Source organism: Bacillus thuringiensis, assembly GCF_001455345.1.
GTDB classification, from domain to species: Bacteria; Bacillota; Bacilli; order Bacillales; family Bacillaceae_G; genus Bacillus_A; species Bacillus_A thuringiensis_N.
This window is the reverse complement of record NZ_CP013274.1, coordinates 3,405,431-3,419,388: the sequence shown is the minus strand read 5'-3', so window position 1 is coordinate 3,419,388 and position 13,958 is coordinate 3,405,431. Positions and strand designations below refer to the sequence as shown.

Below are 13,958 nucleotides of genomic sequence, written 5' to 3'. Positions count from 1 at the left end.
CTAAAAGTATAATATGATATTTCCCCTTGCAATCTATTGTAAGGACTTCACTGCACTATGTCTATTTAACAGCAAATATAAAAACTCCATTTTAAAAAATGGAGTTTTTATTATTACTTAATTTTTACAATTATTTTCCCTTTTGCTCTTCCAGCCTCTGAATATTCCATTGCTTTTTGAGCATCTTCAAAAGGGAAAACGCGATCGATTACCGGTTTGATTTTGCCAGCTTCAATATAGTTTGCAATAGTGCGTAATTGATCGCCGCTTGGCTTCATAAACAAAAATGAATATCGAGCATTATGCTTTTTTTCAAGTGCAGTAAGTTTTTTACTTGCTAATGAAAATAAGAGTGTTTTGAAAAATCCCGAACCGAATTCTTTACCGAATCGAGCATTCGGCATACCTGAAACGGAAACAATGTTGCCACCGCTTTTTATAATGTTGAATGATTTTTCAAGTGTTGTACCGCCGATCGTATCAAATACTGCATCATAATCTTTTAGTATATCTTCAAATTTTTCTGTTTTGTAATTAATAATTTCAGCTGCGCCAAGAGATTTTACTAAATTCGCACCAGCTTCACTTGCAGTCGTTGTAACAGTAGCACCCATTATTTTTGCTAACTGAATTGCGAAAGTACCAACACCACCGGATCCAGCGTGAATTAAAATCTTTTGTCCTTTTTGTAATTGCATGATGTCATGTAAAGCTTGATAGGAAGTTAAGCCAACGAGTGGAATCGAAGCCGCTTCCTCAAAACTTAGATTTTTTGGTTTTAAAGCAATATCATCTTCATGAATGGCTATATACTCCGCGAACGTACCAATCTTATTTTTTCTTGGACGAGCATATATTTCATCACCGACTTTAAAACGAGTCACTTTTGATCCAACCTTTGTGATGACACCGGAAAAGTCATTCCCAAGGATTAGAGGCATTTCATATTTCAGTAACATTTTAACTTTTCCATCACGTATTTTAAAATCAATTGGGTTAATACTAGCTGCATGAATTTCTGCGAGCACTTCATACTCATTTATTTCAGGAGTAGGTACCTCGGCCATACGCATTGGGACTTCTCCGTACTTATCAATTATCATCGCTTTCATTTCTTATACCTCCAAATTTCAATAAAAGTTGTGCAATAGCTTTTCAATATCTAATACAAGATTTTTTAATAAACTTAATTTTGTACGTATATCAATATAATAAAAGTTTTTTGTACCTTCTTTTCGCATTAAAATAATACCGGCTTCTCGTAAAATTCTAAGGTGATGTGATACTGCTGGTCGAGAAAGATGTGTTTGTTTCGTAATTTCGCCTACACGTAATCCGGTTTGACATTCTGTTTCCATTAGAACTAACAAAATAGCTTGCCGTGTTTCATCACCAATTGCCAATAACACTTTTTGTGAATCAATAAAATCTCTTTTTATAATATTTAATTGTTCTTGTTTATTCATTTCAATCACTTTACCTCCTGCTAATTAGTCGAAAGGTTTAAGATGATGAACCATTACATCGATATGGTAATGCTACATGATTGTTGAATGGGCTGCAATATTGGGAAAGAAAATCGAGACGAATGAAATTTTATGAGTTGAAAATGGTAGGGGGTAGAAAAGGCTTTAATAATATGTTGTTTACTGAGGATAAAGGATAAGGATTTTTAAAAAAATAAGCGGTCGTACCCTGAATAACTTATAGGGTTACAACCGCTTATCATGTTTTTATTATTTTGGTGTCTAATAAAGTGAGTTGTTTCGTTTTACTCTTTCATTCACGCATAATTCAAACAAATTATAGATGTATGAAAAAGTAAAAGTAATTTGGGGCGTAATCTATCTATATGATAATTTAAAATGAAATATAAGTCTATATCTTTGTTGTTTTTTTGATTATATTTATGTTACTGAGCTCAGAACAATGATGTGGAGGGTAAATATATGAAATCGAATGATGTACCGGTTTTAATTGTTGGAGGAGGATTATCAGGATTAGCATCTGCGCTATTCCTTGCAAAACATAATGTTGATTATTTACTTATTGAAAGGCATCCATCTACTGCAATTCATCCGAAAGCAGGCGGTCTTACTTTCCGTACAATGGAGTTATTTCGAGAATTAGGTTTGGAACAAAGAATTAAATTGGCAGGTAAAGCATTAGAGAACTGCCGAGGAAGAATAGCGGTTCATACAATAGCTGAGGCGGATCAGGAAGAATTGGCACAAATGAGGGCGAATCAGTATGAAAATGATGAAAAGTTACTTCAGAAAATAGAAGAGATTAGTCCATCAAAACAAACTGCTTGTTATCAAATTACTTTAGAAGAAATCATGTTACAAGAAGCGAGAACATTAGGCGGAGAATTATCTTTTTATCATGAATTAGTTTCTTATGAACAAAATGAGCAAGGAGTAATCGCAACGATTCGGAATCGCGAAACGGAAGAAGAAAGTATTATTCATTGTGACTATGTAATTGCAGCAGATGGAGCGAAAAGTAAAATACGTGAGCAGTTAGGGATTAGTACGGAGGGCCGTGGAACAATTGGTGGTTATTATATGAATATTTATTTTGAAGCTGATTTAAGTGAATTTATACAAGGAGACGCATTCGGATTTTCTATGATACTTCATCCGGAAGTTCTTGGTGCACTTATTCCAGTTGATAACGAAAGAAGATGGATTTACCATGTATCCTACGATCCATTAAAAGGAGAGCGACCAGAGGATTTTACTATAGAACGTTGTAAACAAATTCTTCAAACCGCAATAGGAAGTACAAATGTTGAGTCAGAAATAGTAAGTGTTTTACCGTGGGAAGCGACTGAAAGTACTGCTACAAAATTTCAAGATAATCGCGTTTTTTTAGTTGGTGATTCTGCACATATTATACCGCCAACTGGAGGGTTTGGTTCAAATACAGGAATACAAGATGCGCACAATCTAGCTTGGAAATTAGCGGCTGTTTTAAAAGGGAAGGCAAAACCAAAATTGTTAGAAACATATCATGAAGAGAGATACCCTGTTGCAAAATTAACGACAGATTATGCGAGTAGTTTACTGTTTCGTGCGGCGAATAGAGAGGAGGGCAGTTTGAATAATATGGATGGTTTAGCTGTAACTGCTGGGTATCAGTATAGTTCAGAGGCGATTATAGATGACTTAGTTACCCCGCATAGAATGGATATTGTACAGTTGAACGGAAGACCTGGTACGCGGGCACCACATTTTGTTGGAATGTATGAGGGGAAAGAAGTCTCTGTACTTGATTTATTAGGTAACGATTTTGTTTTATTTACTGGAGCAGAAAATGGTTCTTGGGCTGAATCAGCACATATTGTTTCAGCTAAATTAGGAGTAAATATAAAAGTGTATCGCGTTGGGTTAAGTGGAGGCTTTATTGCTCAAGAAGATATTTTTAGCAAATTATATGGAATAGAGAATGGAGGAGCTGTATTAATTAGACCAGATGGTTTTATAGGATGGCGTTCGGAAAAAGAGGTAGTAAATCTAGATGTAGTGCTTGAAGAGGTAATGGTTAATTTATTGTGTGATTTTTAAGTAACTAAGGAAGTATTGTCTTTTATAGGACGATACTTCTTTTTTTAGCTTAAAAAATAAAGATTGTGTAGTGAAGAGACATTAATATTATAAAAATATATGTAAATTAATTCTCTTTCTTTTTTTGTTATTAGAATTTTTTTAGTTTTTAGATATAAGTGTTGGCAATTAGTAGATTGGATCATTTTTTTATTGTATTATATTTCCTAGAGATTACATACTACATTACCTCTAGCCGAAGTAAAGCAAATAGACGATGTAAAAAGGCATATTTTATCACCAAAAGAATTTCTTAAAGATTCATTGAAATTAAAAACAAGTGCTTTAGGCTATGCAGCAATCGGGGTTGGTACAACTGCTGTAAGTGCCTTTGCGGGAGCAAAAGTAGGCGCAGCTGTTGGAACTGTTGCTGGGGCTTGTATTGGCTTTGTTGTTTCTATAGGAGCTAGTATAGTAACAGATGGAATTAAGTTTAATAAAGGTGATTGGAATCATAATGGTAAACAGGATTCGATAAAAGATAAAGTTAAAACTGGAATCGGAGCAGCTTTAGATAAACTTTTTTAGTTTTTGGGAGATTAATATGGAAAGATACCACGGAAAGAGCACGGAACAAATTATTCAGAAATTGATGCCTGACAGTGTAAGATCGAGTGTCGTTATGGTGTGGGTAGTTATTAATTTTATGATTTTAACCCCATTTTTATTTCCTCCAACCTTTACTATATATTTATATATAATTTTACCTTTTCTTTTGACTGCTAATATATGGGGGGTATGGGTGTTTTTTTGTAAACCAAATGAGCCAAGGTTGGTACACATTTTATATAATGGATTTATGGGAATAACTTTTTCTTTTGGAAGTTTTATAGTGATTCAAAAGATTGCATATACTTTTATTAAAATTGAAACACCTCTGTTTTTTATTGTTACTTTTCTGCTTTACATTCTTACAATCTATAAATTGATTTCAATTGGAATGAAAAGTTTTTTAAGGCGATTAAACAATGAAGAAAATGACAATATAAAAATTTCTCCAATTGTTTATTTATCAGGATTGGGATATGTAATTGGACAAATATGTATAGGTACATTATCACAAAACGGTTTAGCGACGGTCTTAATTTTAGTCTTTTCTTTATTGGCTGTTGTGTGTAGTATATATGGCGTATACATATGGGTATATGTGGATTTGAAGAGGAAGGAAATGGATGGGATGCATAATGGACAAATATAATGGCAACAACATAGTGGATTGTATACGAATATTAATACCATTTGATATAAGGAATATTGTAGGCTTTGTATGGTTCTTTATGAATTTTATGCTACTTATCATTCTATTCATATTTCCACCGTTCAATATATACTCTTACGTAGCCTTACCATTTTATGTGATATGTAATCTATGGGGAATTTGGGTTTCCATTTATAAGCCTCGGCGGCCTCAGTTGCAACATTTACTATATTCTGGATTTGTTTCATTAAGTATTTCATTTTGTAGCTTCATAGCTGTGCAAAAGTTAGCTTACGAATTCGTAGAAATAGAGTCACCTTTATTTTTTATTCTATCGCTTATTGCATATAGTTCAATTGTTTATAAATCTGAATTATTCTGGATTAAATATTTTACAGCCCGCTTAAGGGGTACAACTGATCAAGATGTGAAAATTCCTAAAATTGTATTTTTTTCAGGTTTAGGCTATATGATTGGTCAAGTTATTATTGGTGTTTTGAGTCAAAAGGCTATGGCTATTGTATTAATCATTCTCGCTTCATTTTTTTCCGTTGTGTTCATAGCTCTAAGTACACATTTGTATTTTTACTTTGATTTCAAAAAACAATGTATTGCTTCAGGACATTTAAAAAAATTACATTCTCAAAAGAAGCCTAGGCTGTCAAGGAAGGAAAGGAGACAATCCGTGGCTGCTTCGGGACATGTAAATATACCACATTCTCAAAAGAAACCTAAACTTGCAAGAAAGGATATACGAAATTAAGAATTTGTAATTAAGTAAAGCCTAGATTTATGTAAATATCACGTCAAATGACAATAGAATTTTATCTTGTATGAATAGAAATTAAAGAAGTTAGATAGGAAATAGGCTGTACAGAAAATTCGATGTGTTCAAATACTAATTAGTATAAGATAGATATATAACTTATACTGATTAAAGCTTTACCGTACTGAAAAAATAATATTCACAAATTTTAATAGGTTTGGTATGATTAATTTCGACAAGTTAATCGAGGCCGGAGATATTTGAGATAAGCCATAAATTTATTTAGGGATACAGAAGTGTCCTCTAAATAATTTATGGCTTTTTTTATTGGATGAGCCATACACAATAGGGAAGTTACATGTGGAAAGGAGGGATATAGAAAATAAATAGTTTTTTATATTAATAACATAGGGAAAGTATATTCGTAAGACTGAAATTTTAATATAAGCTTATAAAAATAATGAAAATATATCTTCTATTTCGTGTAAATCTCATTAACTTGTTGAAATTTGCAACGTAGGAAGGGTTAGAAAGATGAGAAAAATTATTAGCGTGTTAGTTATTTTCTTTATGACGGGAAGTATCTTTGCTGGGGGAACTGTTCATGCGAAAACAGAAGGGCAGCATGAATGGAATACGAATAAGTTTTTAAATATTGCACATCGCGGAGCAAGTGGACATGCACCTGAGCATACTTTTGCTTCTTATGATTTAGTGAAAAAAATGAAAGCGGATTATTTGGAGTTAGATATTCAATTAACTAAGGATGGCCAATTAATTGCAATGCATGATACAGCAGTTGATCGCACTACAAATGGAACAGGTGAAGTACGAGATAAAACATTAAGTGAAATAAAAAGCTTAGATGCAGGATCTTGGTTCAATAAAGCTTATCCAGAAAAGGCTAAGCAAGAGTACGTTGGTCAAAAGGTTCCGACTCTTGAAGAAATCTTCCAAAAGTACGGAAGAAGCATGAAGTATTACATTGAAACAAAATCACCAGATGTGTATCCAGGAATGGAAGAGAAATTATTAGCTTTATTAAAAAAATATAATTTAGTAGGTCAAAACATGTCTTCTAGCCGTGTTATGATTCAATCATTTAGTAAAGATAGTTTAACAAAGATTCATAGTATGAATAAAAATATTCCGTTAGTTCAACTACTTTGGTATTATCCAAATGAAAACAATGAGATTGTTGAATGGTCTGGCATTACACATGAACCGAAAAGTGTAACAAATGAAGATTTTCAAGAAATTAAAAAGTATGCAGTTGGTATTGGACCGAACTTACGCAATGATAACGGAGAACTAATTATTGATGAGTCATATATGAAAATGGCTAGAAATAATGGTCTGTTAATTCACCCTTATACAATTAATGAGAAACCAGATATGAGATTGTTAATGAAATGGGGTGCTACAGGAATGTTTACAAATTATCCTGATCGATTACATAGTGTGTTAAAAGAAAAATAAATAGGAGAAAAGGTATACCGACGTTTTGGTATACCTTTTTCTATTATGCTAGATTATAGTAGTAAGATACATATTCTTCTAAGCCTTGAACTTCTTTTTCAGGCGGCTCAATACCACCTTTTCTACCGTAGCAAACATTTCTCAAGTATTCTCCAAAAATTATAGAGCGACTCTTTTCATTTTCCATCCAATTATATCTATTCATTATAAATTCACCATCGAAACTTGTATCAAATGTATATGGGATACAAGTAATCGTTTTAGGTAAATGTTTTTTTAATACTCGATATTGCCGACCAGCGCCTAAACTTTTGCATACAAATAGTAGCCGATTAATCTTTGTGAAATCAAAAATCTTTTTCGCTTCTATTACATTAGCGATAGAATGGAGGGAGTTTGTCTCAAACATGATAGCGTCTTTTGGTACGCCATGTTCAATTAATTTATGTACAATTACTTCTGCTTCTGACAAATCCCCGTAATTCCAGCTTGGATGTTTCATGCCATGCAAACTAGTACTACCTGTAACGATAATTTGATTTCCTAAACCTTGTCGATAAGCTTCTAGAGGAGCTTGCCAATTGCCAGGGTGAGAACCACCGAAAACGAAAATTACATCACATTTTTGTGGTGTTATTTCTTTTAGAAAAGTGATTTCTGTAATTTGATCGATTTGTTTTTTCGTAAGAGTAGGGACATCAGGATATTTAGGGATTACCATTTGAAAACCTCCTATATAGTAAAATGATAAATTCATTATATGGCGATTTTATTAAGTGAAAAAAGGGAAGCTTTGCATTTGAAAGTACCCCTTTTAATATTTGTTTTTCGTTTTATACCACGTATTTTCTTTTCATGCATTGTGAGTCATCTCCATAAATTTTTGTAATGCAGCTGAGCGAAATATGTCGTTTCTAGTAATGAAAGTAGTAGGAACTTTTTTGAAGCTATTGGGTAAAGGATTGAATGATACGTCATGTTCATGCTCTTTTAAAATTGATTTCATCATAATTGCTACGCCCATACTTGATTTTACACATGCAAGTATAGCTTCAATTGTTCCGAACTCTAATACTCGTTTAGGCGAGATGTCTTCTTTTTGAAGCCAGTTTTCTAATAAACTTCTATAATAGCACCCGTGACTAAAAGCGAGTAAATTCATATCTTCTATGTCTTTAAGAGAGGATAAAGGTTTTTTACTAATGAGAACTAATTCTTCTTCATGAAATACATTTGTATGAAGCTCAGCATGCTGATTAGAGCCAGCTATAAATGCTCCGTCAAGTTTTCGCTCTAATACAAGCTTAATTAGTTGTTCAGTCGTATTTGTTTCTAAAATCAAATCGACTTTTGGGTACTTCTCATAGTAGGACGCTAATATAGAGGGGAGCCTTACCGCAGTTGTAGATTCTGTACATCCAATTTTTAAAGTGCCTTTTGGTTTAGTTCCATTACTTTGAACCGCTTTTATAGATTGATCCATTAAGTGGATAATTTGTTTGGCGTACGTTAATAAAATCTCGCCGTTAGAAGTTAAAGTTACCCCTTTTCCGTTACGGTAAAATAGAGGCACGCCTAATTCATTTTCTAGTTGTTTTATACGCATTGTTACGCCTGATTGTACGTAGTTCAAGTTTTTCGCTGCGTGAGAAATATTATTTTCCTTCGCGACCTCGTAAAATACAGTTAAATCTTTTATGTCCACGTATCATCCCTCCGAAAAGGTATCAATTTTTTTGATGGATTATATGATGAATCTTTATTTTATATGATATCAGAACTTTCATACAATGGAAGGGGGGAGGGATTATTGTGTTAATGGAGGAAAGGATGAATAGTACTTATAAGTGGGTTATGTTAATTGTTGCGATGATTGCTCAAACAACAGCGACACTTATAACATATGGTGTCGGGGTTTTCGCTTTATTTTGGAAAGAAGAATATGCACTTACGAATACGGAGAGTGGATTGTTAGTAAGTATTGTAAATATAGGACCGTTATTTTGTATGCTTTTTGTCGGAAGGCTACTTGATCAATATAATGAAAAAATATTAATTTCTATAAGTTCATTTTTGCTAGGGAGTTCGCTCTTACTGACTAATATAGTAAGTGGGTTTAATGGGTTATTATTTGTACTTTTATTAATAGGCATGTTTTATAGTGTTTCCCAGCCAGGAGGAAGTAAAGTGATTTTAAAATGGTTCCCAAAAGAAAATCGTGGATTAGCGATGGGAATAAGGCAAGCTGGTATACCGATTGGTGGCGCGTTAGCGGGAGTGTTAATTCCGTTTCTTACAATACAATATAATGTCACTTACGCGATAAATAGTATTGCATGCATTTGTATAATTGGAGGAGTATTATTCTTTGTGTTTTATAAAGAGCCATATGTTCAGGAGGAAGCGAGGAAAGGACATATTAAAATTTCCTTTTGGACGGAGCTAAAAGTAGTGATATGTAAAAAAGAGTTGTATCCCATTTATATGACGGGTATTTGCATGATTTCATTACAAATGGTGTTAGTTGGACACTTCATGAAATTTTTAGCAGGAGAACAATTAATTACATCTATTGTAGCTGGAACAGTATTTTCAGTTATGTTCTTTTCTGGAATGATTGGTCGTGTTGTATTAGCAGCTATTAGTGATGTGTTTTATAAGGGGAATCGGCGTATACCTTTATTTATAGCTGTCTGTGCTTCTATCGGTTTGGTTCTATTGTTAGTAATGAGTATACATACAATAACGAGTGGAGTATTGTATGGTGTAAGCGCATTGTTAGGCTTCTTTTCAATTGGTTGGTTTAGTCTTTTTATAGCCGAAGTTGCTGAATTGGCAAGTGAAGAATCTGTAGGAATAACAGTGAGTGTAGCACTTACATTAAATCAAATTGCGATTACTATTGCACCTGTTTTATTTGGTTATGTTGTGGACGAGAAAGGGTATACGTATGCGTGGTTGTGTATAGTGATATTACTAAGTATTTCGGCAGTGAGTTTATCCCGCAATTTGCCGGACAGCAAGTAAAAGCCGGATTGGGGTGGGCTAATAATCAGTGGGGACGGACAAAACACCACTGATTAAAGTTTCACTTTATATAGTACAAATAAAAGAAAGTTAGCAATGTAAACTTTTTATGAAGAAAGTCTAAAGAAATGCCGAATGAGCGACATTTCTTTTTTATATGTTGTATAATTAAAATATAAATGAGATTCGTTTTCAGTTACGTTCATTTCCTCTTTTGAAATTGCCTGTTACTTTGGCCATAATGAGTTGTTTTTCTGTATCGTTATGTGCATGATTTATTTTGTATAAAAATTTTTTAGCGTCATTTCCTTTTAATATCATAATCTGTTTTCTGTAATATTCAATTAAAACTATGTTATTTTTTGTTACCCTGTAATGAAACGTCCTATCATTTAAGCGATTGCGTTTGTCAGTATTTTTCATCGTAACAACTCCGTTTCTTATCGTGTGTAACAAATGTTACATAAGATGTTGAAATTATAGTAGGGTGCATCCGATTGTAAGGTGGAAATTTTGCAAGAAAGAAATACAATAGAGAGTAGCCAAAAACTGAATATGAGAAAAAGGAATCTAGTTCATTTAGGTGAATAATAGATAGTATTATAAAATGTTTGAAAATTAAAAGATATAGAATAGAATGGATGCATGTTAAGTGAAACTAGATAAAAGAGGGTTCCTATTATGCTAAAGAAATGGTTAATCGTTTTCTTTATTTTTGCTATTTTTTGTGGGAGTGTCGTTGCACTCATACATGCAAATAAAGGTAAGAAATATGATATAAGGGCATTTTCTAATGTAAATAGTAAGCAAAAGGACGATATGCAAGAAGTTAATGCAACTGAGAAAAAACGCTATGAAGCTGTAGCTGGAAAACTAGATCAATATTTAAAAGATAAAGGATTTAATGGGAGCGTTCTTGTAGCTAGTAAAGATCATGTGATTTTACGAAAAGGTTATGGATATGCGAATGTGAAAGATAAAGTAGTAACAACGCCAAGAACGAAATATCGTATTGGTTCTATTACGAAAACGGTCGTTGCAATATCTATTATGCAGCTAAAAGAAAAAGGAAAATTAAATATTGAAGACAATGTAAATAAGTATATTCCATCGTTTCCAGCAGATAAAAACATTACGTTACGAAATCTATTAACACACACATCTGGCTTGCCAGATCAAGGACAAGGTAGGGTGGATGCGGGGTCACGTTTAAAGTTAGTAACGTGGATTGGAGCGCAAAAATTGCAATTTCCTGCAGGGACAGGCTGGAAATATACAGACTATAATTATATGGTGCTTGCATATATTGTAGAAAAAATTACGAATAAACCGCTCGCTGAATACGTCAAAGAAAATATTTTTACTTCTGCTGGCATGCATGAATCTGGAATGGGGGCGACTCTCCCAGAAGATATTTTTTTAGCAGAAGGTTATACGAGAAAAGATAATGAATTAATAGCTGCACCCCGCTTAAAAATGAACTGGTTGTATGGGTGTGGTGAAATGTATACAACTGTTGAAGATATGAAAAGATTAGATGAGGCAATAATGGATGGAAAACTGTTATCTAAACAAAGTGTATTAGATATGTTTACGGCATCACCTGCAAGAAAATATGGATTTAGTTTCTATACGTATCCAGATTATTATCATAACCACGGCGTATTGGCAGGTTGGAATACTTTTAATAATTTTAACTGGGATAAAAAAACGTTTGTCATATTATTCTCTAATGTCCAAAATGGTATGAATGATGCATTTAATCAAGAGTTTAGGAAAATGGCGAGTGATTTAATAGAAGCAAAATAATGATTTTTAAATCGGTATTGATATGAATTTATCAATACCGATTTTTTTTTGAATGTTCAACGAAGAAGTAACTATGCAGGGGGAATAGTAGAATAATTTTATTTAGGAAGTTAAATGATATGAATGTTAAATATAGGAAAGCTGCTGCGTGAAGTTTATCTATTCGTATTGAATTTATGAGGAAGATTAATTGGTAAATTTTACATCGATAAAAAAGCTTGAGCTTAACACTATGTGAAGCTTTACATTATTGGAGACAAGAACAGGAGGTTTACAAAATGAAAAAAATAGTAAAGTTTTGCTTAATGGCTACATTATCTACAACGATTATTAGTGGATGCTCTTTTGAGGGGAACAATGAAAATGCTACAGGGAAAGAGAGTGAAAAAGTAGAGGAACAAAAAAATGTTGGTAAATATACGATGCCGGATGAAAAAGATAAACATGAAGGTACATGGTTGCAATGGCCACATGAATACACATATGGTAAAGAGTATAAACAAGAAGTCGAACCTATTTGGGTTAAAATGGCAAATTCTTTAACAGAGGGCGAAAAGGTCCATATTGTTGCATATGATCAAGAAGAAAAAGAGAGAATTAATAAGCTTTTAACAGATGAAGGATTAAATATGGAGAAGATTGATTTCTTTGTAGCCCCTACTGATGATGTATGGGCAAGAGATAGTGGACCAATTTTTGTTTATGACAATAATAAAAACTTAAAAATATTAGATCCAGCATTTAATGGGTGGGGGAAGAAAACGCCTTACAAAAATGATGCACGTATACGTGAGAATGTTAGCAAACAATCAGGGATTGAAAGAATTGATTGGGGGAAATTTGTTCTTGAAGGTGGTGCAATTGAATTAGATAGCAATGGGACCGCATTATTAACTAGAAGTGCAGTAACAAATAAAAATAGAAATCCTGATTTATCAGAAAAGGAAATTGAAAAATATATAAGTGACCTAGGTGTGACAAACTTTATTTGGTTAGACGGAGTGCCTAATTTAGAGATTACTGATTTTCATATTGATGGATTCGCTAAATTTCATGAGAAATCTACCATTATAACGATGAAAGAAGATGACTTAGCTGAATGGGGATTGTCTAACAAAGATATGGAAACATTGTTAGATGCAAAAAATGCTTCAGGAAAGAAGTATAAGTATGAATACTTACCGCTTAGTAAAGAAAAAGTTGTATTAGAAAATGGAAAAATTCTCGATTATAAAGGGTCATATATCAATTATTATATTGGGAATACAGTGGTATTGGTTCCTAATTATAATGATCCAAATGATAAAATCGCAAACGATACGATTCAGAAATTATACCCAGATCGTAAAGTAGTCGGCATTGATGTGAGAGAGCTTTATAAAAATGGCGGTATGATTCATTGTGTTACGCAACAACAACCGATTGCATTGAAGTAATGGATTGGAATTTCGTTGTGCTGCTATATAGACGAAATAGGTGAAAGATTATCTTGCCTATTTTGTCATTCCTTATTATTTGTAACAATAAAAAATATAAATGTAATGATAAATGAATTATAGTGTGTATTCACTTTTCGTTTTATATGGAAAAGGAGAAAAATATTTGTGTTAAAGAATTTTAAAATAATATTTTCGTTTTTCCCTATCGTTCTACAGTACATTTTAAATGTAGCTTTGATTTGTTTAGGGGTTGTATTAAGTGTGTTTCTAATGAAAGAAGTCATTCAATTTATACAAGAGCTGAAAATAAATAGTGAAGAATCTAGTTATCATTTGATTGATAGCATCGTCGTATTCTTTTTATATTTTGAATTTATTGTAATGATTATAAAGTATTTTCAAATGAATTTTCATTTCCCATTACGATATTTTATTTATATAGGTATAACAGCTATCGTTCGTCTCATTATTATTGATCACGATAGTCCCATAGATTCATTGTTATACGCCTGTGCGATTCTTGTATTAATTAGCGCCTTATTCATTGCAAATTCTAAAATAATGCGTCGTGATTTAGAATAGTGGACATTTGTTGTTGAATTAAATAAGATATTTTATCTTTTTGAAAAAAG

The 13,958-nt window shown here is 32.8% G+C and carries 13 protein-coding genes and 1 pseudogene; 9 read left to right on the top strand and 5 right to left on the bottom strand.

Annotated elements, in window-relative coordinates; genetic code table 11:
• Nucleotides 1–113: 113 nt before the first annotated feature.
• Both ATN06_RS17765 and ATN06_RS17760 read right to left on the bottom strand, forming a co-directional pair.
• Nucleotides 114–1,112, bottom strand: a complete 999-nt coding sequence (locus ATN06_RS17765) for an NADP-dependent oxidoreductase (protein ID WP_060631745.1) — start codon at nucleotides 1,110–1,112, stop codon at nucleotides 114–116.
• A gap of 18 nt (nucleotides 1,113–1,130) precedes the next feature.
• Nucleotides 1,131–1,475: an ArsR/SmtB family transcription factor gene (locus ATN06_RS17760; protein ID WP_029439279.1), complete on the bottom strand. Its 345-nt coding sequence runs from the start codon at nucleotides 1,473–1,475 to the stop codon at nucleotides 1,131–1,133.
• Between the two features lie 474 nt (nucleotides 1,476–1,949).
• Here ATN06_RS17760 and ATN06_RS17755 point away from each other — a divergent pair, with 474 nt between their 5' ends.
• From ATN06_RS17755 to ATN06_RS17735, 5 genes and pseudogenes are all read left to right on the top strand, one after another.
• Nucleotides 1,950–3,569 (top strand): FAD-dependent oxidoreductase, encoded by a 1,620-nt coding sequence (locus ATN06_RS17755; RefSeq protein ID WP_060631744.1) that lies wholly within the window; start codon nucleotides 1,950–1,952, stop codon nucleotides 3,567–3,569.
• Between the two features lie 219 nt (nucleotides 3,570–3,788).
• A pseudogene (locus ATN06_RS17750) lies at nucleotides 3,789–4,136 on the top strand (type VII secretion protein); the annotation flags it as partial.
• 16 nt (nucleotides 4,137–4,152) lie between these two features.
• Nucleotides 4,153–4,806, top strand: coding sequence for a hypothetical protein (locus ATN06_RS17745; protein WP_060631743.1), 654 nt, complete (start codon nucleotides 4,153–4,155; stop codon nucleotides 4,804–4,806).
• Nucleotides 4,781–5,569, top strand: a complete 789-nt coding sequence (locus tag ATN06_RS17740; protein ID WP_060631742.1) for a hypothetical protein — start codon at nucleotides 4,781–4,783, stop codon at nucleotides 5,567–5,569. The genes ATN06_RS17745 and ATN06_RS17740 overlap by 26 nt, the downstream gene beginning before the upstream one ends.
• Before the next feature lie 537 nt (nucleotides 5,570–6,106).
• Nucleotides 6,107–7,051 carry a glycerophosphodiester phosphodiesterase gene (locus tag ATN06_RS17735; RefSeq protein ID WP_060631741.1) on the top strand — a complete coding sequence of 315 codons (945 nt, stop codon included), beginning with the start codon at nucleotides 6,107–6,109 and terminating at the stop codon, nucleotides 7,049–7,051.
• A 43-nt stretch (nucleotides 7,052–7,094) separates the two neighbouring features.
• On the opposite strand, the gene ATN06_RS17730 is transcribed toward ATN06_RS17735, so the two are convergent.
• Both ATN06_RS17730 and ATN06_RS17725 read right to left on the bottom strand, forming a co-directional pair.
• Nucleotides 7,095–7,772, bottom strand: coding sequence for a YdcF family protein (locus ATN06_RS17730; protein ID WP_060631740.1), 678 nt, complete (start codon nucleotides 7,770–7,772; stop codon nucleotides 7,095–7,097).
• 132 nt (nucleotides 7,773–7,904) lie between these two features.
• Nucleotides 7,905–8,756, bottom strand: a complete 852-nt coding sequence (locus ATN06_RS17725) for a LysR family transcriptional regulator (RefSeq protein ID WP_060631739.1) — start codon at nucleotides 8,754–8,756, stop codon at nucleotides 7,905–7,907.
• A 113-nt stretch (nucleotides 8,757–8,869) separates the two neighbouring features.
• Between ATN06_RS17725 and ATN06_RS17720 the strand changes: the two genes are divergently transcribed.
• Nucleotides 8,870–10,078 carry an MFS transporter gene (locus ATN06_RS17720; RefSeq protein ID WP_088116115.1) on the top strand — a complete coding sequence of 403 codons (1,209 nt, stop codon included), beginning with the start codon at nucleotides 8,870–8,872 and terminating at the stop codon, nucleotides 10,076–10,078.
• A gap of 192 nt (nucleotides 10,079–10,270) precedes the next feature.
• Here ATN06_RS17720 and ATN06_RS17715 read toward each other — a convergent pair whose 3' ends face one another.
• Entirely contained in the window at nucleotides 10,271–10,501 is a 231-nt protein-coding gene (locus tag ATN06_RS17715; RefSeq protein ID WP_060631737.1) for a hypothetical protein, read from the bottom strand.
• A 258-nt stretch (nucleotides 10,502–10,759) separates the two neighbouring features.
• Between ATN06_RS17715 and ATN06_RS17710 the strand changes: the two genes are divergently transcribed.
• The 3 genes from ATN06_RS17710 to psiE all read left to right on the top strand — a co-directional run bounded on the left by ATN06_RS17710 (nucleotide 10,760) and on the right by psiE (nucleotide 13,908).
• A complete protein-coding gene (locus ATN06_RS17710; protein WP_060631736.1) occupies nucleotides 10,760–11,887 on the top strand; it encodes a serine hydrolase domain-containing protein in 1,128 nt (375 codons plus the stop codon).
• A 278-nt stretch (nucleotides 11,888–12,165) separates the two neighbouring features.
• Nucleotides 12,166–13,323 carry an agmatine deiminase family protein gene (locus ATN06_RS17705; protein ID WP_060631735.1) on the top strand — a complete coding sequence of 386 codons (1,158 nt, stop codon included), beginning with the start codon at nucleotides 12,166–12,168 and terminating at the stop codon, nucleotides 13,321–13,323.
• Between the two features lie 168 nt (nucleotides 13,324–13,491).
• On the top strand, nucleotides 13,492–13,908 hold the full coding sequence (psiE, locus tag ATN06_RS17700; protein WP_060631734.1) for a phosphate-starvation-inducible protein PsiE: 417 nt from the start codon (nucleotides 13,492–13,494) through the stop codon (nucleotides 13,906–13,908).
• Nucleotides 13,909–13,958 lie beyond the last annotated feature (50 nt).

What these genes read in the sequence shown, in the direction of transcription:
- ATN06_RS17715 (WP_060631737.1), bottom strand. Translation starts at nt 10,501, where the DNA reads ATGAAAAATACTGACAAACGCAATCGCTTAAATGATAGGACGTTTCAT.
- ATN06_RS17730 (WP_060631740.1), bottom strand. Translation starts at nt 7,772, where the DNA reads ATGGTAATCCCTAAATATCCTGATGTCCCTACTCTTACGAAAAAACAA.
- ATN06_RS17745 (WP_060631743.1), top strand. Translation starts at nt 4,153, where the DNA reads ATGGAAAGATACCACGGAAAGAGCACGGAACAAATTATTCAGAAATTG.
- ATN06_RS17755 (WP_060631744.1), top strand. Translation starts at nt 1,950, where the DNA reads ATGAAATCGAATGATGTACCGGTTTTAATTGTTGGAGGAGGATTATCA.
- ATN06_RS17765 (WP_060631745.1), bottom strand. Translation starts at nt 1,112, where the DNA reads ATGAAAGCGATGATAATTGATAAGTACGGAGAAGTCCCAATGCGTATG.
- ATN06_RS17720 (WP_088116115.1), top strand. Translation starts at nt 8,870, where the DNA reads ATGGAGGAAAGGATGAATAGTACTTATAAGTGGGTTATGTTAATTGTT.
- ATN06_RS17705 (WP_060631735.1), top strand. Translation starts at nt 12,166, where the DNA reads ATGAAAAAAATAGTAAAGTTTTGCTTAATGGCTACATTATCTACAACG.
- ATN06_RS17740 (WP_060631742.1), top strand. Translation starts at nt 4,781, where the DNA reads ATGGGATGCATAATGGACAAATATAATGGCAACAACATAGTGGATTGT.
- ATN06_RS17710 (WP_060631736.1), top strand. Translation starts at nt 10,760, where the DNA reads ATGCTAAAGAAATGGTTAATCGTTTTCTTTATTTTTGCTATTTTTTGT.
- ATN06_RS17735 (WP_060631741.1), top strand. Translation starts at nt 6,107, where the DNA reads ATGAGAAAAATTATTAGCGTGTTAGTTATTTTCTTTATGACGGGAAGT.